A 23,106-nucleotide genomic window follows, 5' to 3' on the forward strand; every position below is an offset into this window, starting at 1 on the left:
CTTACTGATTCTGTATAGTTATTTCACTTGTCACGGTAAGAATTAAAATATGGATTTTGCCCTCAATCTGTTTATCATCATTGCTGATCAGTTCATGTTGTTTATCATCAATATGCTGGTAGCCCGCCATGCTGGAGAGGCTCTTTTCGGTGATTTTTCCGTAGCGACCAATGCCTTGCTGCTACTGTCTACACTGATAACGCTGGGGGTGGATTCCATCATTGCCTATTACGTTCCAAAATTGCTTGTGCAGAAAAAATTTGGCGAAATTGCCGGTCTGACGACGGATATTAAACAGTTTTTAAAACCCGTCTATTTTCTAATCATAGGGGGTGGCCTGCTGATCAGCCTGTGCATCATCGCGATCAGCAGGGCCAGTATGGGGTTGAGCCTGTTTGAAATCAGCCATCCTCTGTTCCTGTTTCTTTGGGCTACCGTTGCATTGTCAGCCTATAACATCTACATACAATACTTTCGCGCCATCAATTACATGCGTACGGCTGTCATCATGAGTCTCTTGCAGACGCTATGTTATTTTATACTCAGTCTCATTATTTATTTTTACATTTACCCAGTCTTTTTCCATGGCGACAGGCGTTACTTCCCTCACATTATGTTGATGGGATTTATCGCCAGCTACGTTCTGATTGTCCTGGCCTCGGTTATCATCATAAAACATGGCATTATGCAGCAGTTCAGACAGTGGATCACTGCTGTACAACAGAAATGGAAAAGCAAGATCTACGGATATACTATCCAGAATCTCAATAAATACGTTTTTGCGGCCATTCCATTACTGGTGATTGAATGGCTGGGACACAACGAGCATTCGGTCGGTCTTTTTTCAGCCGTCAGCTCCATTATATCTCTGGCTTTTATCGCCATTGCTCCCATTGGTATCCTCATAGGGCCAGATATCTCGGCCGCGTTTGCCGAGAGCAGAGAAAGCCTGCTCAGGGTGATGAAAAAATATATGCTGATTTGCTTTGCCATCTCCCTGGTGATCATGCTTGTTATTGGTCTGTTCGCAAAACAAATTCTGCTTTTATATCAATCAAATTTCATTGATGCCTTGCCCTATACCTATGCCTGCCTGATCAACGTCGTAACGTACGCGATATCCATGCCTTTGTCCAAAATGATTCAGTATTCACATGAGGGCAGCGAAGCGGGCGCCCGCTTAACGATAGGCCTGCTGCTGGTGCAGTTGATATCCAGTATTGTTCTCATTCACTGGCTGGGCTTGCTGGGAGCCGTTATCTGTTATATCGGAATTAACATAGTCTACAACAGCCTGATGATCATCATGGCCATCAGAATTTACCGGATTGATCCCTTTGGCGAGGAAGTCATCTAGTACTGTTTCCATTTAGTACTAGTACGTCGAATTATTAAAAATAATACACCTGCACAATGATCCTGACAGGCAGTAGGTTGGGCCTTGGCCCAACATGGAATTGGCATCCAGGCTGATTGTTGGGCCAAGGCCCAACCTACTACTTAGTGGCTTTGAACCAGCAGCTCCCGGGCATGAGAGCGCGTCTGTTCTGTGATGGTCAAACCGCCCAGCATTCTGGCAATTTCATCGATTTTGTCCGATTCATCCAGTGCAATGATGCGCGAGAAGGTCTGTTCCTTGTCGTCGTATTTTTCCACGACAAAATGATGGTGGGCCGAGGATGCCACCTGAGGCTGATGTGTGACGCAGAATACCTGTAAACGCTCACCCAGATTCCTCAGCAGCTTGCCAACCAGGGCGGCCGTAGCACCGCCAATGCCCACGTCTACCTCATCGAAGAGCAGGGTGGGGGTAGCCCCGCGCTGGGCGGTGATCATCTGGATTGCGAGGCTGATACGCGATAATTCTCCGCCAGACGCAACCTTGTTCAGAGTGTCGAGTGCCATACCTGGGTTGGTGCAGACTTTGTACTCAACTTTGTCCAGTCCATGGGGCTGCATTTTATCGAGTGCACTCAACTCGATGCTGACACGTCCTTTGGGCATGCCCAGCTGTTGTATAATGGCGCTGATTTCCTGCGCCAGCCTGTCGGCGAACGCCTGCCTTGACTGCCGCAACGCCAGAGCGGCCTGCTCGTAGGCCTGGCTCTGTTCCTGGTACTTGCCATGCAGTTGCTTTACCCGCTCATCGGCGTCTTCGCAGTTTTTTATCTCATCCTGCAGGCGCTGCAGCAGGGAGGGAAGCTCCTTCACATCGACATGGTATTTTCGTGCGGCCTGATGCAGTGCGCTGATGCGCTCTTCCACTTCCTGCAGACGCTGGGGATCCAGTTGTACCTGCTCAGCAAATCTCTGTATTTCGTCTATGGTTTCTTCGCATTGAATCAGTGCGCTGTTCATCAATTCCATGGCGTTTTTGATGGACGCCTGTTCGCCTGGTAATTCACTTAAATAATGGATGACCTGATTCAGGCCCTGGCAGAGGCTGGGTTGATCGTCAGCCTGCAGTAAATGCATGATTTGTTGGGTGTTATGCAGATAATCGTGGGCATGATGCAGCAATTGATGCTCTTCGTGCAGCTGTTGCATTTCGTTTTCCTGCAGGTTCAGTGCCTGCAGTTCGTCCAGCTGAAAACGCAGCAGATCGCGGCGATCATCGGAGTTATCAAGCTGGCTCAGGGCTTCGAGCTCCGCCTTGGTTTTTTGGCAGGCCCTGTACAAATGCCCAACCTGGGACAGCAGATCGTCATGGGCGGCGTAGCGATCCAGCTGCTGGCGATGCGTAGCATGCTGCAGCAGTGTCTGGTGCTGATGCTGCCCATGAATATGCACGAGCATCTCACTCAGTTCCTTCACCTTCTGCAAAGGGAATGGCTGGCCATTGATAGAGGATTTGGAGCGTCCTTCCGCATACAGAACCCGTCGTAACACCAGCTCACCATCGTCACAGGCTATGTCGTGTTCTTTCAGCCATTCAGCGGGTTCAGTCTGTAGATCCAGGTGAAAAACGGCCGTGATGTCGCATTTTTCCTCGCCCGTTCGGATGGCAGAGGAGTCTGCGCGGCCTCCCAGAGCCAGCATCAGGGCATCGATCATAATCGATTTTCCGGCACCGGTTTCTCCGGTGAACGCGGTCATCCCTCGGCTAAAATCCAGTTCCAGTTGTTTGACGATAGCAAAATTTTCGATGCGTAAGGTGGTCAGCATGATTTATCCCTGGTTTTTTGATTCCCAACCCAGTTTCATTCTTAATGTATCATAATAGTGATAATCAGCAGGGTGCAATAAACGCAGTCTGTTGACATTTTTTTTAATGCGTACATGCTGCCCGGGTTTGACCATGCGTGATTCATGGCCGTCGCAGCTGATACGCAAATCGCTCTCGTTGTGTTCACTGATGTGCAAATCAATCACGGCCTTGCTGTTTACAACCAGTGGTCGCGAGCTCAGACTGTGCGAGAACATGGGCACAAGAACAATAGCATTTAGCTGAGGATGCATAATAGGGCCGCCGGAGGACAGGGCGTAGGCGGTTGAGCCCGTTGGTGTCGCCAGGATCATGCCATCGGAGCGATAGTGGCTGACAAATTGTTGATCGATGTAAACATCAAACTCAATCAAATGCGTTTCACTGCCACGACCCAGCACCACATCATTCAATGCTTTACCTTGAAAATAGGTGGTTTTGTTGTCATGGATGTCAGCTTCCAGCAGAAAGCGCTGCTCTTCATGGTAGCTGCCATCAAGAACGGCACCCAGCTGGGTTTCTATTTCATTAGGGGATATGTCGGTTAAAAAGCCGAGACGCCCGCGGTTAATGCCTATCACCGGAACGTTAACATCAACGGCCATACGAGCCGCCGACAGAAGACTGCCATCCCCACCTACTACCACAATCAGATCGCGCTGAGTACCCATGAGCTCGCGTTCAAGAACAGGCAAATCCACGGAAAAATGCGTTGCGGTTTCGGCATCGACGCAGGTGTGGAGTTTCCGCTCCTGCAGAAACTCCACCAGACGATGCAGACTTTCATTGACGCCTTGATTGGCACGGTGTTGCCGTGCATAAAGAATAACGCGCTGAAAAGTCGGCTTCATGTTGTTTAGTCTTCGCTGTTATTCGCCCGCGAGGTTCGCTTGCGATCGGATTCCTTCAATTCCTTTTTTCGCAGACGAATGGACTGTGGTGTTACTTCCACCAGCTCGTCATCGTCAATGAATTCCAGGGCCTGCTCCAGAGACAGCCTGATAGGCGGTGTCAGGAGAATATGTTCATCCGTACCAGAGGCCCGCATGTTGGTTAACTGCTTCTCTTTGGTAACGTTGACAACCAGATCGTTGTCACGGGCGTGAATGCCCACGATCATGCCCTCGTAGCACAGTAACTGTGGCTCAATGAACAATTTACCCCGATCCTGCAGGTTAAACAAGGCAAAACCGCGCGCAACACCTGGGCAGTTGGCAATCAGTACACCATTGGCACGTTTACCGAGACGACCTTTAATAGCCGGACCGTAATGGTCGTATACGTGGTACATCAGACCTGTTCCTGAGGTGCTGGATAAAAATTCGGTATGGAAGCCGATAAGTCCGCGGGTGGGAACCAGGTAGTCCAGACGAACGCGGCCTTTGCCATCCGGCATCATGTTTTGCATTTCAGCGCGACGCTCACCCAGCTTTTCCATAATGGTGCCCTGGTGGGCTTCTTCTACGTCTACGGTCAGGCGCTCATAGGGCTCGAGGATGTTGCCATCTTCTTCGCGCATGATGACCTCTGGCTTACAGATGGCCATTTCGTAACCTTCACGGCGCATGGTTTCGATCAAAATGGATAAATGCAGTTCTCCACGCCCTGACACTCTGAATTTATCGGGATCAGCGGTGTCTTCAACGCGCAGAGCCACGTTATGCAGCAATTCGGTCTGCAGACGTTCGCGGATTTTACGGCTGGTGACAAACTTACCTTCCTGACCAGCCAGTGGTGAGTCGTTCACCTGAAAGGTCATGCTGATGGTTGGCTCGTCAACAGTCAGAGGCGGCATGGCTTCGACTGTATTGGGATCGCAAATGGTGTCGGATATGTTTAACTGTTCAATACCGGTGACGGCAACAATCTGTCCCGCACTGGCTTCTTCCACTTCCACTCGATCCAGCCCGCTGAAACCCAGCAGCTGTAAGAGGCGGCCGCTGCGCACATTGCCATCTTTGTCGATAATTTTAACCGGCGATTTTACTTTAATGCGCCCACGGGAAATACGTCCGATACCAATGGTGCCCACGTAGGATGAATAGTCCAGCGAGCTGATTTGCATTTGAAATGGACCTTCTTCGTCCACATCAGGCGGGCTGACGCGATCCACGATGGTTTGAAACAGTGCGCTCATGTCTGTGGCGTTGTCATCCAGATCCAGCTTTGCGTAACCATTCAGGGCCGACGCGTATACGACAGGGAAATCCAGCTGCTCGTCAGTCGCGCCGAGGTTATCGAACAAATCGAACACCTGGTCCATCACCCAGTCAGGACGTGCGCCAGGACGGTCAATTTTGTTGATGACAACGATGGGCTTCAGGCCACGGGCAAAGGCTTTCTGGGTAACGAAGCGAGTCTGCGGCATGGGGCCATCAACCGCGTCTACCAGCAGGAGCACACTGTCTACCATCGACAGAATCCGCTCTACCTCGCCACCAAAGTCGGCATGTCCTGGGGTGTCTACGATGTTGATGCGGTGACCTTCCCAGTGAACGGAGGTATTTTTTGCCAGAATGGTAATGCCGCGCTCTTTTTCGAGGGCATTGGAATCCATCAGGCGCTCCACTTTGGGTGCGCGTTCGTTCAGTGTGCCGGTTTGTTGCAGTAATTTGTCAACCAACGTCGTTTTGCCATGATCCACGTGGGCGATGATGGCGATATTTCGAATCATTTCTATCATAAAAAACCTTGTCTGGGGGTGATGTATAACCGGAAGTACCATGGCAACACGGGAAAGGCCGAACTGCTGTGTCTGGATATCAATACCTTGAATTTGTCAGGCCATATTATACACGATATGGCCTCAAATGCCTATGGTCGTTTTATCAGGCTCCCAATGCCGGGCCGGCTTGACCCAGAGCGGCCTCTGCATCGAGATCAGGTGTTCTGCCTGGCATGCTGCCTGTTTTTGAGCTGGCATCCATTCTGTCGAAAGCGGCTAACTCGTCAGCTTCCGGTGAGGGGTCTGTCTGGCTGTCAGAGGGCGTTGACATCATGGGCTCAGGTGCTTTTACACTCGCGTCGTTTGACCTGCTGTTATCGGCAGCAGGTTTGTCGGCTTGTGGTTCTTTTTGCGGGCTGTTTATTTGCGGCGGCCCGCTTACCTTTGAGTCGGAGCTTTTTTCATTCAACCTGTTTTGCAGATCAGTCCACATATCCAGCCATGGATCACCAGTCTCCGCTTCCTTCTTATTGGCGTTGTCCGATGGCGCTGGCTCTTGAGGCTGTTTTTTGGCCTTGGTGTCAGGTGCTGCTGATTTTTCACTGTTATCCGCCACTGGTGAGGGACTGGGAGTATCGTCTACGCCAGGCAGAGGCTTAGGAGCTGTTGGAGCAGCGCCAGCCTCCGGTGTCAGTGAAGGAGGTACAATTTCAGCCATGGGTTCAATCCTCATAACAGCATAGTTAATACAAATTTTAGCATATTAACCTTCTTTTGTTCAAGATGAGAAAAATTTAATAACCATGCTGCGCATTCTGGCCAGCTCAGATGGATTAAATTCCTTATAAACCGGGCTGCCAATATTCAGACAGACACTGACATGCTCTCCCATACCTTTTAAAAGGTCTACACCAGACAGTCTGAGTATGCGGATTTTGTCGCTGATGTCATGTGCCCAGTTATCCAGATGCTTCATGTCGGTGAATACGGGTAAAAATGTCTGGCCCTGCTCCTGCAGATAAAGGACTTCGGGATCGTTTGGATCGGAATTGATATCCACCGGGATGATAAAGTTGGCTTTGATGAACTCCAGATACGCCTTATTGGCTTCGGCAGTACTGCCAGATAAATCGAGAGCGTTTTTGATGGCTTTTTCCAATGCGGTCATGGTCGTTACCCAGGCTGGTTATAAGTTTATAGAGTCAGGAAGGTGTACAGATTAAAATAAAAGTGTTAACTTCCGATTCACTGATGTATTTAAATATACACGAGTGCTCGAATAATTAGAACTGCTGTTCGGGTTGATAACGATTGAATCATACTCTATCAGTTTTTGATAGATACAAATTTTCGGAAGAGGGTATTGTGACTCAGGATAAAAAAAACAGCCCGGGTAATTCATTGGCTGCCGCCTGGATCGTATGGGGTCTGGCCGCGGCTTTCTATTTTTCAGATTACATGGCCCGTGTGGCACCCGGTGTCATGCACCGCAGCCTGCAGACGGCCTTCGGTATTAACGAAGCCAGCTTCGGCATTTTAACCGCCTCGTTTTACGTTCCTTACATCCTCATGCAGATTCCTGTGGGTCTGACTGTCGACCGGCTGAGCATTCGCACCATCCTGACGGCCATGTCGCTGGTTACGGCGCTGGGCTGCGCGGTATTTGGGCTGGCAGATGGCCTGCTGACAGCATCCATCGGTCGAATGTTGATTGGCTTCAGTGCTGCCTTTGCCTTTGTCAGTTCCCTGCGACTGGCAACGTCCTGGTTTCCTCCGGCCATGCTGGGGTTGCTGGCTGGTTTAACGCAGGCGCTCGGTATGCTTGGTGCTGCAGCGGGCGAGGCACCGGTGTCATTTCTCGTGGCTCACATGGGCTGGCGCGAAAGTATGCTGATTATCGCACTGCTCTTTATCGTGCTCGCGGTACTGCTTTATCTGTTTGTTCAGGACCGGCCTTATGCCCAGCGCCAGAGTATTCATGAGCCCGCTAATCTGAGCATCCGGCAAAGTCTGGCCATTATCCTGTCTCACAGACAGACATGGATAAATGCCCTGTATGCAGGATTTCTGTTTGGACCAACCGCTGTGATTGGTGAGGCCATAGGACCTGCGTATCTCGAATATGGCCGTGGTTTAACAGCCCATTCAGCTGCCTTTGCAACCGGTCTTATATTTATTGGCTGGGGAATAGGCGGTCCCATTGCCGGCTGGTTGTCGGACCGCATGGGACGACGCAAACCGCTGATGATTATTTCTGCTGCCAGCGGTTTGATATTAACCAGCCTCTTTGTGTTTTATCCTGCCATGAGCGCGTCAAGCGCGTATTTCATCTTTTTTGTATTCGGATTTACAAATACCGGGGTTGCCATTGCCTATGCCGTGTCCACTGAAATCCAGAAACGTAACGTGGTGGGGACGTCGATTGCGTTTACCAACATGATTTCGATCTTTGTTGGCGCGTCCATGCAGCCTCTCGTTGGCTGGCTGATCGATCGTGCTTCCGGCGCCCGTGGCTATCATGTTGAAACGCTGACACACACCGATTTTCAGGCGGGCCTGCAGATTCTCCCATTGTGCTCACTGGTAGCTCTGATACTCGCTTTTATGGTTCGTGAAACATGGTGTAAACCCACGCATTCCTGCTGATTTATAGTGGTTTTTTTTGTTATTTCTTTGCTAGTTCTGTCATCTCGTGCTTTAATTAGTTCGGTGCCTCTGGCCTGGTATGGTGCAGAGGAAGAATACTTACACGGAGATGACAATGAAAAAACTAGCGGGATTGGTGGTTATTCTGGCCATTCTAGTCCTTGGCGGATACTACGGTATGGGTGTTGCGACCGAGCGCACCGTCAGGCACAACCTGGACGTCATTAACCAGTCAAACGGCGTGTTTGCCAGCATAGACAGCTACAATCGCGGCTGGTTCAGCTCGACAGCAACCCTGGACTGGAAGCTTCACGTTCCCGAGCGTCTGGTGAAATCGGCTGATGGTCAGTCAGAGACAGTGCCTGCTCAGGACTATAGCATGAAAATGCCGTTGACCATTCTCCACGGCCCATTCATTTTTTCTAAAAGCGGCGTTAAATTTGGCCTTGGCTATGCCAGTACCGATCTGGAACTGCCCGCCCAGTACACTGAACAGTTCAATAACCTGTTTACCAGTGAGTCCACCAGGCCAAAAATGGATCTGTCTCTGTTTGTTAATTATTTTAACAGCAGCGATGTTGAAATGGCCGTTCCCTCATTCAAGCTGATCGCTAAACAAGGCGGCGAGTTTGACTGGATGGGAATGACCAGCAACACCTTTGTCACCTCTAATGCCGATAAAATTGAAGGTGGCATGAACGTTACCGGCATGCTGTTTACTCAAAAAGACATCAAGGCGACCCTTGGTAAAGTCGAAACCGAGTACAAGCTGCGTAAAACAGACAGTGGGCTGTATCTGGGTGAGGCAAGTGTATCGATTCCTTCCATCGTCGTGACACAAAACGGCCAGACGCAGTTTGAAATGAATAGTTTTGACTTGAACAGCAGCAGCGATATCAGCGATGATTTGTTCAGCTCTCATTTCAAAACCTCAATCGGAAAAATTCAGGCTAACGGCAAAACCTTTGGTCCTGGCAATCTGGAAATATCGGTCAGAAACCTGGATGCGACGGTTCTGGCTCGTATTAACGAGCAGGTGACCAAGGCCCAGCAAGGTACCGATCAGGAAAAACAACAGGCATTAATGGCCATTTTACCTGACGTGCCAAAGCTGTTCAGCCGTGGCGCCGAGTTTGAAGTGTCTGACTTAAGCTTCACCATGCCTCAGGGTACGGTAGAAGGAACTCTGTTTGTTTCACTGCCAAAAGGTGACAGTGCCAATCCTTTTGAATTGATTACAAAAATTCATGGTGTCAGCAAATTGAAAGTACCTGTAGAGGTAGTTCAGCTGGCTATGAATGAAGCAAACAGACAGCGTGCGGCTGCTCAGCAGGGTGCTGCGCCAGCGGCTGATGCATCAGCGCCGGCTGCAACGCCTGATGTGTCTGAAATGACCAAGGCTCAGATAGCATCAATGCTGCAGACAGGTCTTATCGTACAGCAAGGCGACTACTACGTTGTTGAGCTGTCACTTGATCAGGGCAAGCTGCTGGTGAATGGCAATCCATTCAGTCAAGAGATGTTGAAGTTCTAACAAGTAAAATCAAGTGGTTACGAGTGCGCTGAAATCAGATGGCGCACTCGTTTTTTTTTCTAATAATACTAAAAATAGCATTATCTTTACTTGTCAGGATTTGTGCAATTCTGTAAGATGCTGCTTTTTGAAGGAGGAGTTAAAAAGAATGACAATAATCAGTAATGAAGCCGGAGATAACACTGCGTCACTGGCAGCCAGCGTGACTCAATCTGTGCAAAAATATTTTGCCGAGCTGAAGGGAACTGATCCTGTCGATCTTTACCAGTTTGTTCTCGAAGAAATCGAAACACCCCTGTTCCGCGCTGTTATGGAACATTGCAAATACAATCAGTCTCGTGCTGCTGTTATGCTGGGTATCAGTCGTGGAACTCTGAGAACCAAATTACGACGTTATTTCGACGACAAATACGTTGGAACCCGCGATTAATCCTATCCGCGTTTCAACGAAAAGGGCGATTTTTTAATCGCCCTTTTTCATTTCTGGAGCTGCCTCCGAGCCTGATTTGACCATGGATCCCCGCCTTTGCGGGGAGGACAAATGATGCTCTGAGAGGACAGCCCCTAATACAAAGATTAAAAAATTGTCCAGCACATAGGTTTATGTTCTCTGGGAATTAAAATTTAACATTCTGTTAATTTTTGTGTTATAAAGTGCCTGTTTATTAACATGATGGGGTGAGTTGATGGGGCCTGGTTATTTTTTTAATTTGTGGTGGCGTAATATCAAGGGCGCGTTTTTAAGTGGCTTTCGGTCGATGCGTGATTTTACTGCCGAAGGTGACGTTCTCGCCGCGGTTATCATGTTCGTGATCCATGCGTTTACTTTGCCGTTTACCATTACCCTCGGTGCCTGCCTGAAAACCTTTGTTGATTATTTCACGCGAAAAGGGGTTTCCAGTGAGCAACGTGAACAGATGAGAAGAACCATAGCCGACTTGCCCGTTGAGGATTTCAATGAGTTTAAAGACTCTCTGGCGGACTTTCCGGCTAAATCTGCTTCCAGCCAATCGGTTATTCGGCGTCTGGCTGATCTGGATAAAGCGAAAGCGCTGGAGAATGAGAGTGCGGGGCAAAGAGCTGAGCGCATAGTAGCAGAGCAGAAAGGCGTACTGACGGAATATGTCAGAGCGCCTCATAATAATGGAAAAGGATTACTGAACCGAATGCGCCTGTTTTTACCTGCCCCTGTGCCAGTATCGTCAGATGATGACATGGCGACTCAAGAGCAGGCTTTCCCTCATTAAAACGCACAAAAAAACCGTATCGCCACTAAGGTGATACGGTCTTCGCGGTTTAGTCCGCAAACATCGAACTGACCGATTCCTCAACATTAACGCGTTTAATCGCCTGAGCCAGCATGTCGGCAAGGCTCACTACGCGGATTTTAGCGCATTGTCTGGCGGCATCTGATAAAGGGATGGTATCGGTAACAACTACTTCATCCAGCACGGACTGGTTGATGTTGTTCACGGCAGGGCCTGACAGCACGGGATGCGTGATATAGGCTCTGACGCTGGTTGCGCCATTTTGTTTTAACTGGTAGGCGGCTGAGCAAAGCGTGCCGGCTGTATCGACAATGTCGTCAATGATGATGCAGTTTCTGCCCGCTGGTTCACCGATGATGTGCATGACCTCTGATTTATTAGGGCCACTGCGACGTTTATCGATAATCGACAGCTCTGCATCGTTAAGACGCTTGGCCATCGCGCGCGCGCGAACCACACCGCCTACATCAGGCGAAACCACCATCAAATTGGTCAGATTCTGCAGTTTGATGTCTTCCAGCAGAATAGGGGTGGAATAGACGTTATCAACGGGCATGTAGAAAAAGCCCTGAATCTGGTCTGCGTGCAGGTCAACCGTCAAAACGCGGCAGATCCCGACGGATGCCATCATGTCAGCCACCACTTTAGCCGTGATCGGCACGCGCGCTGAACGTACACGCCTGTCCTGTCTTGCATAGCCAAAATAGGGTACTACGGCCGTAATCCGGCCTGCCGATGAGCGTCTGAGGGCGTCTGACATAGTCAGCAGCTCCATCAGGTTATTGTTGGCAGGTGCGCAGGTGGACTGAACGATAAACACATCGCGGCCACGGACATTTTCAAGAATTTCAACCAGGGTTTCACCATCGCTGAACGTACCTACAGAAGCCTGACCAATAGGGATCTGCAAATGCGATGCAATGTTGAGTGCAAGTTCGGGATTGGCGTTACCAGTAAATATCATCATTGTTGACATGTGTAAAAAGCCTTCGATTGGGGGTTAATCAGTTAACTTAAACACATAGCAGAAGACAGCCAGAAAGATATAGTTATTATTAGTGCGATCCGGACTACGCATCCTTCCCGGATATCTTCTGCCGTCTGTTTACTTGAAGCAAAAAAACCTGAATTGACTTCAGGTTGAATCAACAAGAATCTGGCTGGGGTGCTAGGATTCGAACCTAGGTATGCAGGGATCAAAACCCTGTGCCTTACCGCTTGGCGACACCCCAATAAATTGTGGATTCTACTTTATCATCCTTGACTGCCATTCCGTATACCGTCGGAATGTGCTGCGTATTTTGCAGAGAATTTTAAGGGTTGTCAATCGCCATCCTGTATTTTTTTTCTGATGACCTAAATTCTCCAGCGTTTAATAACCATCTTAATGAATACGCCATTACCCTGTAAGCGAATACTGGCAGGCAACGCCATCTTTCCTACGCTGCTGTAACCGAGGTATTGAATGGTATAGCCAGACTGGCGCAGGAGAGTCAGATGGCCGTTGGCATCGCGCTGAGCCGACTGGACGGCACCGGGTGCCGGGATACCGCGTACCCAGTAAAAGAGATTGCTGACCGGAAGTCGAACGCCGGTTTGTCTGCTCAGCAGTTCATCGGCGTTGCTGGATGTGACGGATTTGGGGCCATCGCGGAAGCTTATCGCGCCTCCCTGGCGGGAAATCATCACGGTTCCGCTGCCAAGCGGGCCAAAGAGGCGAATCTGATAAGAGCTAATGCCACGCTGAATCCAGTTTACCGATGCGCTCCAGGCTTTATTTTTGTTTTTGGCCGCCATGGCGCCTGATAGTTCCCAGGAAGAAGGGGGCGTCGCACTTGTCCCGAGGGATTTGCCTGGGTTGATTTTACCGTCTGTGACAATGGCTGCTACCTTCTCATTGGTACCTGGGCCAGGTGTCTTAAGGGGGGCCGCTTCATTTGGTATCATACCGGGCATTGCAGGAGCCTGCATTTTCGGAGGCGCACAGGCCATCAAGGCGAGCATAGGGACGAAAATCAATCGTTTGAGTGCATTCATTGCCAAATCCCCAATCCATTAGTCATAGTGTTTTTTTTCAGAATACGCTAGACTGGAACAACTTGCAATCACTCGCCAGCCTGATGAAACAACGAGCTATTTACCCAGGTACATTTGATCCCGTGACCAACGGCCATATTGATATTATCACGCGTGCAGCCAACATTTTTCCTGAACTGGTGGTCGCTGTGGCCAGCAATAAGGCCAAGCGCCCCTATCTTTCACTTGAGCAGCGAATCAGCTTAATTGAAGAAGCGGTGGCAGATTTACCCGGGGTCTCGGTGGTTGGCTTTGATAACCTGCTTATTGATTTTGTACGGGAGCAAAAAGCCGGTATTATTTTGCGCGGTCTTCGGGCTGTTCACGACTTTGAGTATGAGTTTCAGCTGGCCGGCATGAATCGTAAACTGTCGGCTGACGTGGAAACCCTGTTTTTAACACCATCTGAAAATCTGATGTTTATATCGTCTACTCTGGTGCGGGAGATAGCCATTCTGAAAGGTGATGTGTCTCAGTTTGTACCTGCCTCGGTGGTCGACGCGCTTCAGAAACGGGCACTTCAGGAAGCGTTATGAAAGCAGTTCTGCATTTACTGGCTGGTGTCAGCCTGTTTACCTTGTTTTCTGCCTCCGCCCACGCGCTGCCCCTGCATGAGAAGCCACCTGGCTACGCGGTAGCCAGTGCGCATCCTCTGGCAACCAGCGCGGGTCTGGAGATTCTGGCTGCCGGTGGTAACGCCTTTGATGCGGCTGTTGCCGTCAGCGCCGCGCTGGCAGTTGTTGAGCCTTATCATTCCGGCCTTGGTGGCGGCGGTTTCTGGCTGCTGCATGACGGAAAAAGCAAAAAAAATATCCTGATTGACGGCCGTGAGGTCGCGCCAATGGCCGCCAGCAAGGACATGTTTCTTGATAAGCAGGGTAATGTGATTCCCGGTCTGTCACTGAATGGCGGGCTGGCCGCCGCCATACCAGGCGAGCCTGCCGCGCTGGTTTATATATCAGAACATTATGGGCGCCTGCCGCTGGCACGTGTTCTGGCCCCGGCCATTAAGCTTGCAGAAGATGGTTTTGATATGGATACACGTTTTTATGATTTTGCCAGAAACGAGGATCGTCTCGAGCAATTGCTCCGATTTCCCGATACGGCTGCTGTTTTTCTGAACAAGGGCGAGCCCTGGCGCCCGGGTAAGCGGTTCAGGCAGCCGGATCTGGCCAATACCCTGAAACAACTGGCTCAACACGGACAGGATGGATTTTACAGAGGGGATGTCGCTGAAAAGCTGGTAAAGGGTGTTCGTGCCGCCGGCGGTATCTGGACCTTAAATGACTTATCCCGCTATCAGATTAAACTACGAGAGCCCTTAATAGGCGCTTACCGCAATATGCTGATCATTACGGCGCCGCCACCGTCGTCTGGCGGCTATATTCTGCTGACAACACTGGCGCTGCTGGATAATGTAGAACTGGAGAGTCTGCCGGAGGTGCAGCGACTGAGCCGTTTGATCGAAGCCATGCGTGTTACGTACTGGCAGGCCAGCCAGACCATGGGCGATCCGGATTTTATCCCTCTGGCCATAGACAAGCTGCTGTCGAGTGACAACCTGAGTTATTTGCGTTCTCTCATCCCGCAGGGGCAGGTGACGCCAAGCTCCCGCTTTGAAGGCAGCGCACCACATGATAATCAGCCGAATACCACGCAGATTGCCATCATTGACAGCGAGGATAACCGCGTATCGGCTACGATGACCGTTAACTATATTTTTGGCTCCAGCGTTGTTCCGGCTGGAACGGGCGTTATTGTGAACGACGAAATGGATGATTTCTCAGCCAAGGCTGGTGCAAGAAACGTGTTTGGTCTGGTTGGAAATGATAAAAATGCCATTGCTCCTGGAAAGCGGCCCGTATCCAGCATGGCGCCGAGTTTTCTGGAAATGCCGGGACGGGTTGCTGTATATGGTACGCCCGGTGGCAGTCGTATTCCTTCCATGCTGCTATTGGCGGCACTGGAGTTCAGTCGCTACCATGGGGCCATATCGATGGTGTCGGCTATGCGTTTTCATCATCAGTATCTGCCCGACTGGGTGCAGTTTGAGCCGGAAACGTTTTCCCCGGATATACAGGCTGGTCTGAAAGCACTGGGTTATCAGTTAATGGCACTGAAACAGTATTACGGTGATATGCAGGCGATAACCTGGGATAAATCACTTAATATCGTAACGGCGGCCTCTGATCCCCGCCATATGGGCTCGGCCCTGATGGTCAGCTCAGCACCCGCACGCTATGGCTTCAGGCATTAGTACTGTTTCCATTTGGTTTTGACATGTAAGTATCCTCCCCGCGCAGGCAGGGACGACGCATGTCAAAACTAAATGGAAAAAGCGGTAGGTTGGGCCTTGGCCCAACAAAGAATATCTCACCAGATCCATTGTTGGGCCAAGGCCCAACCTACCGCTTTTTCTTATGTGCTGAGTGCTGAGTAGCAGGACACTTCCCATCCTATTGAGAATAATGAATAATAGAATGCGAACAGGGAATATTACAAGGTGACTATTATGGCATACAGTAAGCTTCACCCCATGGCATTAGGATTGACCTTGGGTGCTATTTCAGGTTTTGCTGCGTTTGTGGCAGGTTTGATGGCCATGGCCGTTTACACAGGCAAACCAGCTGTAGCAATGATGGGTGAGATGTACGTCTCGTATAATCCATCGTTTTTCAACAGCGTGCTTGGTGGCGGTATCGTATTTGTCAACGCGTATGTTGGTGCTTACGTTACGGCATGGATATACAACATACTGATCAAGCGGATATAGCCCCCGCATCACATCCCTGTGAATGCGAGAGCCGAGTGTCAGGCAGGTTCCATGTTGGCTGCCTGATAGCATTCTTCCAGAGAAATAAAGTCAAACCAGTAAGTCTGCAGCCAGATCAAGGTCTTATAACCCATTTCTACGTTTGTATCGATTAACCGGTCCAGAATTTTTTTCATTTGTCTGGGCTGCATTGCAGGTTCATAGGGAAGCTGCTTTTCCTGCACCATTTTGGCGAACATTCGATTAAAATATTCACCGGTTTGTTTCGGAACGGGCAGATTACCATCAAAAATGCGATGATCGGCGCTGATCGAGACCGGAAGCATGTCCTGTACGACAAACGACTGGGTTTCTTTGCTCCATACCTGACGACGTTCAACTTCCATCAGGGTTACTTTCATGGTTTCATTGCAGCGTAGCGGCGACATGCACTGACTGTAGCCGCAATATCCGATGTTACTGAGTGAAACAAAGGGTGTGCCTGCCATGGGATAGCCGTAGCTGTTGTAGGCAAAGTCATAAACCATGTCTTTCATCAGGCGCTGAATCTCTGGGCTAGTCTGCTCCAGATGTTCGCGCAGCTTGTAACAATGGGTCATAACCGTCATAAGGCTCTGAATTTTTTCTGATAATTCACGCAGACTTAATGTATGGCAGTCTTTAAAAATGATGGTTGCAATATGATCACCGCAGGCAGGCAGTTTGACCACCAGGCCAACGTATGCCGCTTCACTGCGAAATATTTTTCGGAAACTGAGGTAGTTTCGGAACGAATCGTTTTCTGACAGACCAGCACTGACCGCCTGCATCATCAGACAGGTCAGCGTCTCGGATGGAAATTTACGGTTGAAAAAATCCAGAGGGGAAACGTCGATACTGAATTGACCGGCCATGGTCGGATCGCTTGGGTTACTCCATTGCGTCATGAAGACCTTGCGAATGGGGGTCATTGTAACTTCGGCGTTTTCTTCGGTGTAATTTTTTAAATTGGGCAGCAGACCGTCGCCAAACTTCATGAAGAAAGACCATTTGTCTCCGGGTTTAAGTCCAATTTTCGCCAGTTGCTGCGAATGCTTGTTGTGCAGGTTTTGTTTGAAATTGCTGACACCATCAATACCGAGCAGCGCGCACACAGACACCATGTATTTGTACTGCATAAAAATATTGCTGATCAGCTGCTCTTCCAGAAACGCAATTTTGGGTGTGATGTTGTCGATGTCAGGCATACCAATATCACGGTATAAATCAGCCTCGTCAACGTGCCGGTGTTCATCTTCAAGAATGATATCAAACACATTCGTCGCAATGTCAGCCCGATGCAGGCTGTAAAAGATTTCTTCAATCCAGCCCTCGCCAATCAGATTCAGCAACATGACGGCAACCCTGGGGCATTCTTCCTCACGAATAAAATTACAAAGCAGCTCTATGTTTGGGCTGTAAGGTGGTGGCGAGGCCAGGGGGGCGCAGAGCATATACACAATTTTCGTGAAAACCAGGCCATGAAAGATTTCATCCAGCAGCTGCTGGCGCATGCTCGCCCTGAATTCAGGCGTAGACATTCTCGATTCAAATTTAAGTGGAACCTGAATGGCGAGGACTTCCAGCTGTGCCAGAAGAGAAAAGGTATAAATATAGAAAAGCTTGTCGGACTTCAGTTCAAAGGGTAGGCCGTCACAGAACAAATCATCCATTCTCTTTTTTATGACTTGCTTTTCGTCTGCAGTAATTTTGTTCCAACCTTCCAGTATCCATTTCTCAGCACCCCAGGATGGTCTGAGTAACTCAGTCAGTTCAGTCACGATAATTACCAGAAAATGAAGGTTTTTGAAGAATAACGACATTAGCCAGGCGAGTCAATTGCCGGGCGGGCCAGCTCTGAATGGCCGCCTGATCTGATTCGTACGCTTATTCCTCTTCGCCTGCCAGGGCCTTGATTGATTCCCGCACTTTCTGAATCAGCTCTTCTTTTTGATTAAGGCTGTACTGAGATGCGTCAATGGGCTGACCGATGTGTATTTCGGCGGTCTGGTTGAGATTAAACTGCATGGTGTGAGCGGGCAGAATATTGTAAGCACCTCGAATTCCGATAGGGATGATAGTGGCCTGAGCTTCAATAGCGGTTATGAATGCACCCTTTTTAAAGGTTCCGAGCCGACCAGTGAGAGAGCGTGTCCCCTCCGGAGCAATCCAGACTACGATGCCGCTTTCCATAAGCTCGTGGGTATATTGCAGATCCTTTATGGACTGGTTACGGTTTTTTCGATCAACAAAAGGAAATTCGGCGGCCTTCATTCCCTTGCCTAAAAAGGGGATTCTGGATAGTTCCTTCTTGGCCAGCATGCGCATGGAATGCCCGGGGAACGCTTTATAGCTGATAGGGATATCGTACATGCTGGCATGATTACACATGATAATAGTGGCCTTGCCCGCTTCTGGATAGACATTATGCGGATTAACTACCCGGCACTGTACCTTGACAAGATCCAGCAGACGATTAATCCATATATCGATGGCGGCATCGACCCAGGGACGATTGATGCGTTTGCTGAGGCGCATAAAAACAGCCTGAATGCAGGTGTTGGCGGTAAAAAGGGCAGATAGAATCGTTATCCACAGCGTACGGAGTTTACTGATTTTCATAAGGCCTCAAAAATCTATACATGCGTTGATAATACGGGAAGTCATATGACTTGCAAACCCAATGGCTGACAGCCCGGACACCAGGCTGACGTTCGACCGCCGATTTGGCAGGCGTCAATGAAGTCCTCGCAGCGCATACAGGTCTGGTTTTTGCGGCCATAAACATACAGCTTACTGGCAAAGTAGCCTGGTTTCCCATCGGGGGCATAAAAATCCTGCAGGGTGGTCCCTCCAACGCTGATGGCCTGTTCCAGCACCTGTTTAATATGCCGCGACAGGTTCTCACATTCGTCCCGCGTCAGCGAGCCTGCTGCCCGCAGCGGATGAATGCCTGATAAAAACAGGCTTTCTGTGGCGTAAATATTGCCCACGCCGACCACGGTATCGTTGTTCATGATGAATGACTTGATGGCCTGCTTTCTGCCCTGCGCGCGCTGCCAGAGATAATTACCGTTAAACAGATCTGACAAAGGCTCAGGCCCCAGATGTGTCAGCAGCGCGTGCTGATAAGGGCTGTGCGGCAGATAAAGCCAAAGACCAAAGCGGCGCGGATCGTGGTAGCGCAGCATATGGCCTGAGTCGAGAATCATATCGATATGAGCGTGTTTCGTGGCAATTGTGCCGACCGGTACAATCTGTAAATGGCCAGACATGCCCAGATGTATCAGGATAAAACCTTCGTTCAGCTGCAGCAGCAGGTATTTGGCGCGGCGAATCACCGCTTCAACCGTCATGCCCTGACAGCCATTCTGCAGTTCCATTGATACGGGCAGACGCAGACGACTCTGGCGCACTTCAATGTGACTGATGCGCTGATTAATGAGAAAGGGCGTGATCGCCAGGCGGGTGGTTTCAACCTCAGGTAATTCCGGCATTATTTTTTATCACGCGGGTAGTCGATGATGCGGCCCTGTTGACGGGAAATGATCCTGGGCGGAAAGAGCAAGCGTTTAACGGTTGCTGCCAGCCAGAGGACCGCGCCGATGACCAGACCCCAGATAACGAGGTATGAAAGCATCATTAACAGCCCGATAATGAGGGCAATAGCAAATCCAAGGACCATGAATGGCTTGATGGATTGCAATGGAATGTTCAACTTTTTATTCATGCTGGCAACCTTTTTAACAGCCTCGATTAGTATGATAACATAATTTGTGTAACTGATATGATATTTAAACCATACAAATTGTGTTATTATAAAGATAGACGTTAAATTTTTATCAGGGTGTCGTGACCATTGTTTTGCGATCTCTGGGTTTTTTGCGGATTTGCAGGAAAGGAGCCGGCATTCCCCCGAAAATAAGTGAAATTTGTCGTCAGCAGCCGTTTGTGTGGCCACTTTAATGTGCGCATCGGAATCCTGATTGTCAGAGTCTGAATCCCAATGCGTAAATTGAAGAAGGTATGCTCAAGCTGTTTTTAGAATTCTTTGTTCAGAGGAGTCCCGTATGATTTTTGGCCTTTTAAATCTGTCTTTCTGGGGGTATGTGATTGCCACCATCGTATTGACACAGATTACCATTGCAGGCGTTACAATTTATCTGCACCGTTATCAGACGCATCGCGCATTGACTCTGCACCCGGCGGTCAGTCACTTTTTCCGTTTCTGGCTGTGGATGACGACGGGTATGGTTACCTCTCAATGGGTCGCGATTCACCGCAAGCACCACGCCACAACAGACGTAGAAGGCGATCCCCACAGCCCCAGAGTTCTCGGTATTAAAAAAGTATTCTGGCAGGGCGCTGAGTTATACAAGGCCGCAGCCAAAGACAGCGAGATGGTTGAAAAGTACTCGCACGGCACGCCCGATGACTGGATTGAGCGTAACCTCTACAAGCGCTACTCCGCTCGCGGTATTTTACTGATGTTTCTGATTGATGTGCTGTTGTTCGGCATACCTGGCGTTACCATCTGGGCTATTCAGATGATGTGGATTCCCGTGCATGCCGCCGGCGTGATTAACGGTATTGGCCATCACTGGGGCTATCGTAATTTTGAGTGCCACGATGCCGCAACCAACATTATTCCCTGGGGATTCTGGATTGGTGGGGAAGAGCTGCATAACAATCATCACACCTTCGCATCGTCGGCCAAATTCTCAATTAAATGGTGGGAATTCGATTTGGGCTGGATGTATATCCGATGTTTGTCTATGCTTGGTTTAGCCAAGGTAAAAAAACTGCCGCCCAGGCTCGCTATGGACGCTGGAAAACTGTCTGTTGACCTGGAAACCGTCAGAGCCGTGGTCAGTAACCGTTTTCAGGTGATGTCTTATTATTACAAGCGCGTTGTGCGTCCTGTTTTGAAACGGGAAAAACAGGTTGCTCCTGCAGATAAATCGGAGAAAAAACTGTTTCAGCGTGCCGGTCGCCTGCTGCGTCTGCAGGACAGCCTGCTGTCACAGCGCTCGCAGGAACGCCTGCAGGCTCTGCTCGACAGCCGTGAACAGTTGCGGGTCGTTTATTCGTTCCGTCAGTCACTGCAGAATATATGGCTGAAAACGGCATCGTCGCAAAAAGAACTGGTTGAGTCTTTGCAGCAATGGTGCAAACAGGCAGAAGAGTCCGGACTGGATGTACTGCATCAATTTGCACAGCAGGTAAAAAACTTTGTACCAAAGCCAGTAAAAGTATAAGTTATTCACCCCGAAATCTGTAAGGGATCTACTTTGTGTGGCACAGCGCCACATCAGGGGGATCCCTTACTGCATTCGAGGTGATTCAAATGGACATCGAAATCACAACGACAAGGAGTTTGTTATGGATAAAATGACAGCGATCGTCACGGGAGGCACAGGTGGTATTGGTTCCGCCATATGCCAGCGCTTGAGCCGTGATTATCAGGTTATCGCCTGTTACTTTAAAGACGGCAGGCACGACGAAGCCAAACGCTGGCAGGAAGAGCAGCGTCAGGCAGGTTTTGACGTGGATATTGTCTACGCCGACATGGCCAGCTTTGCCGACTGTGAAAAACTGGCTGCTCTGGTTACCGAACGCTACGGCCATATTGATGTGCTGGTCAACAACGCCGGCATCACCGCAGACGTTTCCCTTCGCAAAATGACTCCCTTTCAGTGGCAGCACGTTATCGATGCCAACCTGACCAGCGTATTCAACATGACCCGTAACATATTGCCTGGCATGATCGAGCGTAACTACGGTCGTATCATCACCATATCATCCATTAATGGCCGTAAAGGACAAATTGGACAGTGCAACTACGCCGCCAGCAAATCGGCCATGTTTGGCTTTACCAAAAGTCTGGCTCAGGAAGTAGCCAGAAAAGGAATTACAGTTAACACCATCTCGCCCGGCTACATCGAAACACCGATGCTGGCTAATGTAAAAGAAGAGGTTTTGAACGGTATTATTGCCAATATTCCGGTTGGTCGCCTGGGTAAAGCCGCCGAAATAGCAGCAGCTGTGGCGTTTCTCGCTTCGGCAGACTCTGGATTCATCACCGGGGCTAACCTCGATGTGAATGGTGGGCAGTACATGTAGTATTTAATCGAATGGGGGAAACGTCCATGAAAAAAGACAGACTGGCATTAATTACAGGTGGTACTGGAGATATTGGAACGGCAATCGCCAGACAGCTCAGCCCTACGTTTGGACAGGTCGTCGCCCTCGATATTCTCCCAGGTAACCAGGGAGAACAATGGCAGGCCGCGTTAAACGAGCAGGGTTTTACCAATATTCTTTTTCGCCGCATGGATGTGACCGATTTTGACCAATGCGAAGAAGTCGTGGGTAAAATCATCGCGGAATTTGGTCGTGTCGATGTTTTGGTCAATAATGCGGGCATTACCCGTGATGCCGTATTTAATAAAATGACCAAGCAGCAATGGGACGAAGTAATGCGCGTTAATCTGGATGGCATGTTTAACGTGACACGTCAGGTTGTGGATACCATGCGCAATCAGATGAGTGGCCGCATTATTAACATTTCATCCGTGAACGCGCAAAAAGGGCAGTATTCACAGGCCAATTATGCTGCGTCTAAATCCGGCGTGTATGGCTTTACCAAAAGCCTGGCTCAGGAGCTGATGCCAAAACAGGTAACTGTAAACAGCATTTCTCCGGGTTATGTGAATACCCGCCTGATGAAAGGCATCAGACCGGATATTCTGCAATCCATTATTGAAATGATCCCGGCCAAACGGCTGGCTGAGCCAGAAGAAATTGCCTGGGTGGTTGAGTTCCTGGTTGATGATAAAAGCTGTTATATGACCGGTTCCAACCTGAGTGTGAACGGTGGTTTGCATATGTACTAAGCCTGCTTTCCCGGATTACGGCTTC

General features: G+C 49.5%; 22 protein-coding genes and 1 tRNA gene. 11 read left to right on the forward strand and 12 right to left on the reverse strand.

The annotated features are described in order from the left end of the window. Positions 1 to 49 precede the first annotated feature (49 nt). Positions 50 to 1,357, forward strand: a complete 1,308-nt coding sequence (locus ACQUTA_RS06420) for an oligosaccharide flippase family protein (RefSeq protein WP_444987399.1) — start codon at positions 50 to 52, stop codon at positions 1,355 to 1,357. Positions 1,358 to 1,500: 143 nt separating this feature from the next. On the opposite strand, the gene recN is transcribed toward ACQUTA_RS06420, so the two are convergent. The 5 genes from recN to ACQUTA_RS06445 form a co-directional block, all read right to left on the reverse strand. Further along, on the reverse strand, positions 1,501 to 3,165 hold the full coding sequence (recN, locus tag ACQUTA_RS06425; RefSeq protein WP_444987400.1) for a DNA repair protein RecN: 1,665 nt from the start codon (positions 3,163 to 3,165) through the stop codon (positions 1,501 to 1,503). A 3-nt stretch (positions 3,166 to 3,168) separates the two neighbouring features. After that, on the reverse strand, positions 3,169 to 4,056 hold the full coding sequence (locus ACQUTA_RS06430) for an NAD(+) kinase (protein ID WP_444987401.1): 888 nt from the start codon (positions 4,054 to 4,056) through the stop codon (positions 3,169 to 3,171). A 5-nt stretch (positions 4,057 to 4,061) separates the two neighbouring features. Beyond that, positions 4,062 to 5,888, reverse strand: coding sequence for a translational GTPase TypA (typA, locus tag ACQUTA_RS06435; RefSeq protein ID WP_444987402.1), 1,827 nt, complete (start codon positions 5,886 to 5,888; stop codon positions 4,062 to 4,064). A gap of 145 nt (positions 5,889 to 6,033) precedes the next feature. After that, on the reverse strand, positions 6,034 to 6,588 hold the full coding sequence (locus ACQUTA_RS06440) for a hypothetical protein (protein WP_444987404.1): 555 nt from the start codon (positions 6,586 to 6,588) through the stop codon (positions 6,034 to 6,036). A 60-nt stretch (positions 6,589 to 6,648) separates the two neighbouring features. Then, the gene (locus ACQUTA_RS06445; RefSeq protein WP_444987405.1) at positions 6,649 to 7,038 is read right to left on the reverse strand and encodes an SseB family protein; all 390 of its coding nucleotides are present in this window, start codon (positions 7,036 to 7,038) and stop codon (positions 6,649 to 6,651) included. Positions 7,039 to 7,235: 197 nt separating this feature from the next. Here ACQUTA_RS06445 and ACQUTA_RS06450 point away from each other — a divergent pair, with 197 nt between their 5' ends. From ACQUTA_RS06450 to ACQUTA_RS06465, 4 genes are all read left to right on the forward strand, one after another. Then, positions 7,236 to 8,516 (forward strand): MFS transporter, encoded by a 1,281-nt coding sequence (locus tag ACQUTA_RS06450; protein ID WP_444987406.1) that lies wholly within the window; start codon positions 7,236 to 7,238, stop codon positions 8,514 to 8,516. A 115-nt stretch (positions 8,517 to 8,631) separates the two neighbouring features. Further along, positions 8,632 to 10,050, forward strand: a complete 1,419-nt coding sequence (locus ACQUTA_RS06455; protein WP_444987407.1) for a YdgA family protein — start codon at positions 8,632 to 8,634, stop codon at positions 10,048 to 10,050. 148 nt (positions 10,051 to 10,198) lie between these two features. Further along, positions 10,199 to 10,480, forward strand: a complete 282-nt coding sequence (locus ACQUTA_RS06460) for a helix-turn-helix domain-containing protein (RefSeq protein ID WP_444987408.1) — start codon at positions 10,199 to 10,201, stop codon at positions 10,478 to 10,480. Positions 10,481 to 10,808: 328 nt separating this feature from the next. Continuing rightward, a complete protein-coding gene (locus ACQUTA_RS06465; protein ID WP_444987409.1) occupies positions 10,809 to 11,297 on the forward strand; it encodes a hypothetical protein in 489 nt (162 codons plus the stop codon). Positions 11,298 to 11,346: 49 nt separating this feature from the next. On the opposite strand, the gene ACQUTA_RS06470 is transcribed toward ACQUTA_RS06465, so the two are convergent. The 3 genes from ACQUTA_RS06470 to lolB all read right to left on the reverse strand — a co-directional run bounded on the left by ACQUTA_RS06470 (position 11,347) and on the right by lolB (position 13,355). Beyond that, complete coding sequence (locus ACQUTA_RS06470; RefSeq protein ID WP_444987410.1) at positions 11,347 to 12,294, reverse strand: ribose-phosphate pyrophosphokinase; 948 nt, start codon at positions 12,292 to 12,294, stop codon at positions 11,347 to 11,349. 181 nt (positions 12,295 to 12,475) lie between these two features. Further along, positions 12,476 to 12,550 (reverse strand) — tRNA-Gln (locus ACQUTA_RS06475). Between the two features lie 124 nt (positions 12,551 to 12,674). Further along, entirely contained in the window at positions 12,675 to 13,355 is a 681-nt protein-coding gene (gene lolB, locus ACQUTA_RS06480; protein ID WP_444987411.1) for a lipoprotein insertase outer membrane protein LolB, read from the reverse strand. Positions 13,356 to 13,438: 83 nt separating this feature from the next. On the opposite strand from lolB, the gene coaD reads away from it, so the two are divergent. The 3 genes from coaD to ACQUTA_RS06495 all read left to right on the forward strand — a co-directional run bounded on the left by coaD (position 13,439) and on the right by ACQUTA_RS06495 (position 16,167). Next, positions 13,439 to 13,930: a pantetheine-phosphate adenylyltransferase gene (coaD, locus tag ACQUTA_RS06485; protein WP_444987463.1), complete on the forward strand. Its 492-nt coding sequence runs from the start codon at positions 13,439 to 13,441 to the stop codon at positions 13,928 to 13,930. Further along, positions 13,927 to 15,651, forward strand: coding sequence for a gamma-glutamyltransferase (gene ggt / locus ACQUTA_RS06490; protein ID WP_444987412.1), 1,725 nt, complete (start codon positions 13,927 to 13,929; stop codon positions 15,649 to 15,651). The genes coaD and ggt overlap by 4 nt, the downstream gene beginning before the upstream one ends. A gap of 255 nt (positions 15,652 to 15,906) precedes the next feature. Continuing rightward, positions 15,907 to 16,167, forward strand: coding sequence for a hypothetical protein (locus ACQUTA_RS06495; RefSeq protein WP_444987413.1), 261 nt, complete (start codon positions 15,907 to 15,909; stop codon positions 16,165 to 16,167). Between the two features lie 38 nt (positions 16,168 to 16,205). Here ACQUTA_RS06495 and ACQUTA_RS06500 read toward each other — a convergent pair whose 3' ends face one another. The 4 genes from ACQUTA_RS06500 to ACQUTA_RS06515 form a co-directional block, all read right to left on the reverse strand. Beyond that, positions 16,206 to 17,966, reverse strand: coding sequence for a 2-oxo acid dehydrogenase subunit E2 (locus tag ACQUTA_RS06500; protein WP_444987414.1), 1,761 nt, complete (start codon positions 17,964 to 17,966; stop codon positions 16,206 to 16,208). Between the two features lie 106 nt (positions 17,967 to 18,072). After that, the gene (locus ACQUTA_RS06505) at positions 18,073 to 18,723 is read right to left on the reverse strand and encodes a lysophospholipid acyltransferase family protein (RefSeq protein ID WP_444987464.1); all 651 of its coding nucleotides are present in this window, start codon (positions 18,721 to 18,723) and stop codon (positions 18,073 to 18,075) included. Positions 18,724 to 18,848: 125 nt separating this feature from the next. Beyond that, positions 18,849 to 19,682 carry a bifunctional DNA-formamidopyrimidine glycosylase/DNA-(apurinic or apyrimidinic site) lyase gene (mutM, locus tag ACQUTA_RS06510; protein ID WP_444987415.1) on the reverse strand — a complete coding sequence of 278 codons (834 nt, stop codon included), beginning with the start codon at positions 19,680 to 19,682 and terminating at the stop codon, positions 18,849 to 18,851. Continuing rightward, positions 19,682 to 19,915 carry a hypothetical protein gene (locus tag ACQUTA_RS06515; RefSeq protein WP_444987416.1) on the reverse strand — a complete coding sequence of 78 codons (234 nt, stop codon included), beginning with the start codon at positions 19,913 to 19,915 and terminating at the stop codon, positions 19,682 to 19,684. The genes mutM and ACQUTA_RS06515 overlap by 1 nt, the downstream gene beginning before the upstream one ends. Positions 19,916 to 20,255: 340 nt before the next feature. Here ACQUTA_RS06515 and ACQUTA_RS06520 point away from each other — a divergent pair, with 340 nt between their 5' ends. From ACQUTA_RS06520 to phbB (ACQUTA_RS06530), 3 genes are all read left to right on the forward strand, one after another. Further along, positions 20,256 to 21,443, forward strand: coding sequence for a DesA family fatty acid desaturase (locus ACQUTA_RS06520; RefSeq protein WP_444987417.1), 1,188 nt, complete (start codon positions 20,256 to 20,258; stop codon positions 21,441 to 21,443). Between the two features lie 124 nt (positions 21,444 to 21,567). Then, positions 21,568 to 22,308: an acetoacetyl-CoA reductase gene (phbB, locus tag ACQUTA_RS06525; protein WP_444987418.1), complete on the forward strand. Its 741-nt coding sequence runs from the start codon at positions 21,568 to 21,570 to the stop codon at positions 22,306 to 22,308. A gap of 26 nt (positions 22,309 to 22,334) precedes the next feature. Then, complete coding sequence (gene phbB / locus ACQUTA_RS06530; protein WP_444987419.1) at positions 22,335 to 23,081, forward strand: acetoacetyl-CoA reductase; 747 nt, start codon at positions 22,335 to 22,337, stop codon at positions 23,079 to 23,081. Positions 23,082 to 23,106: the final 25 nt, after the last annotated feature.

Source organism: Legionella navarrensis, assembly GCF_052527415.1.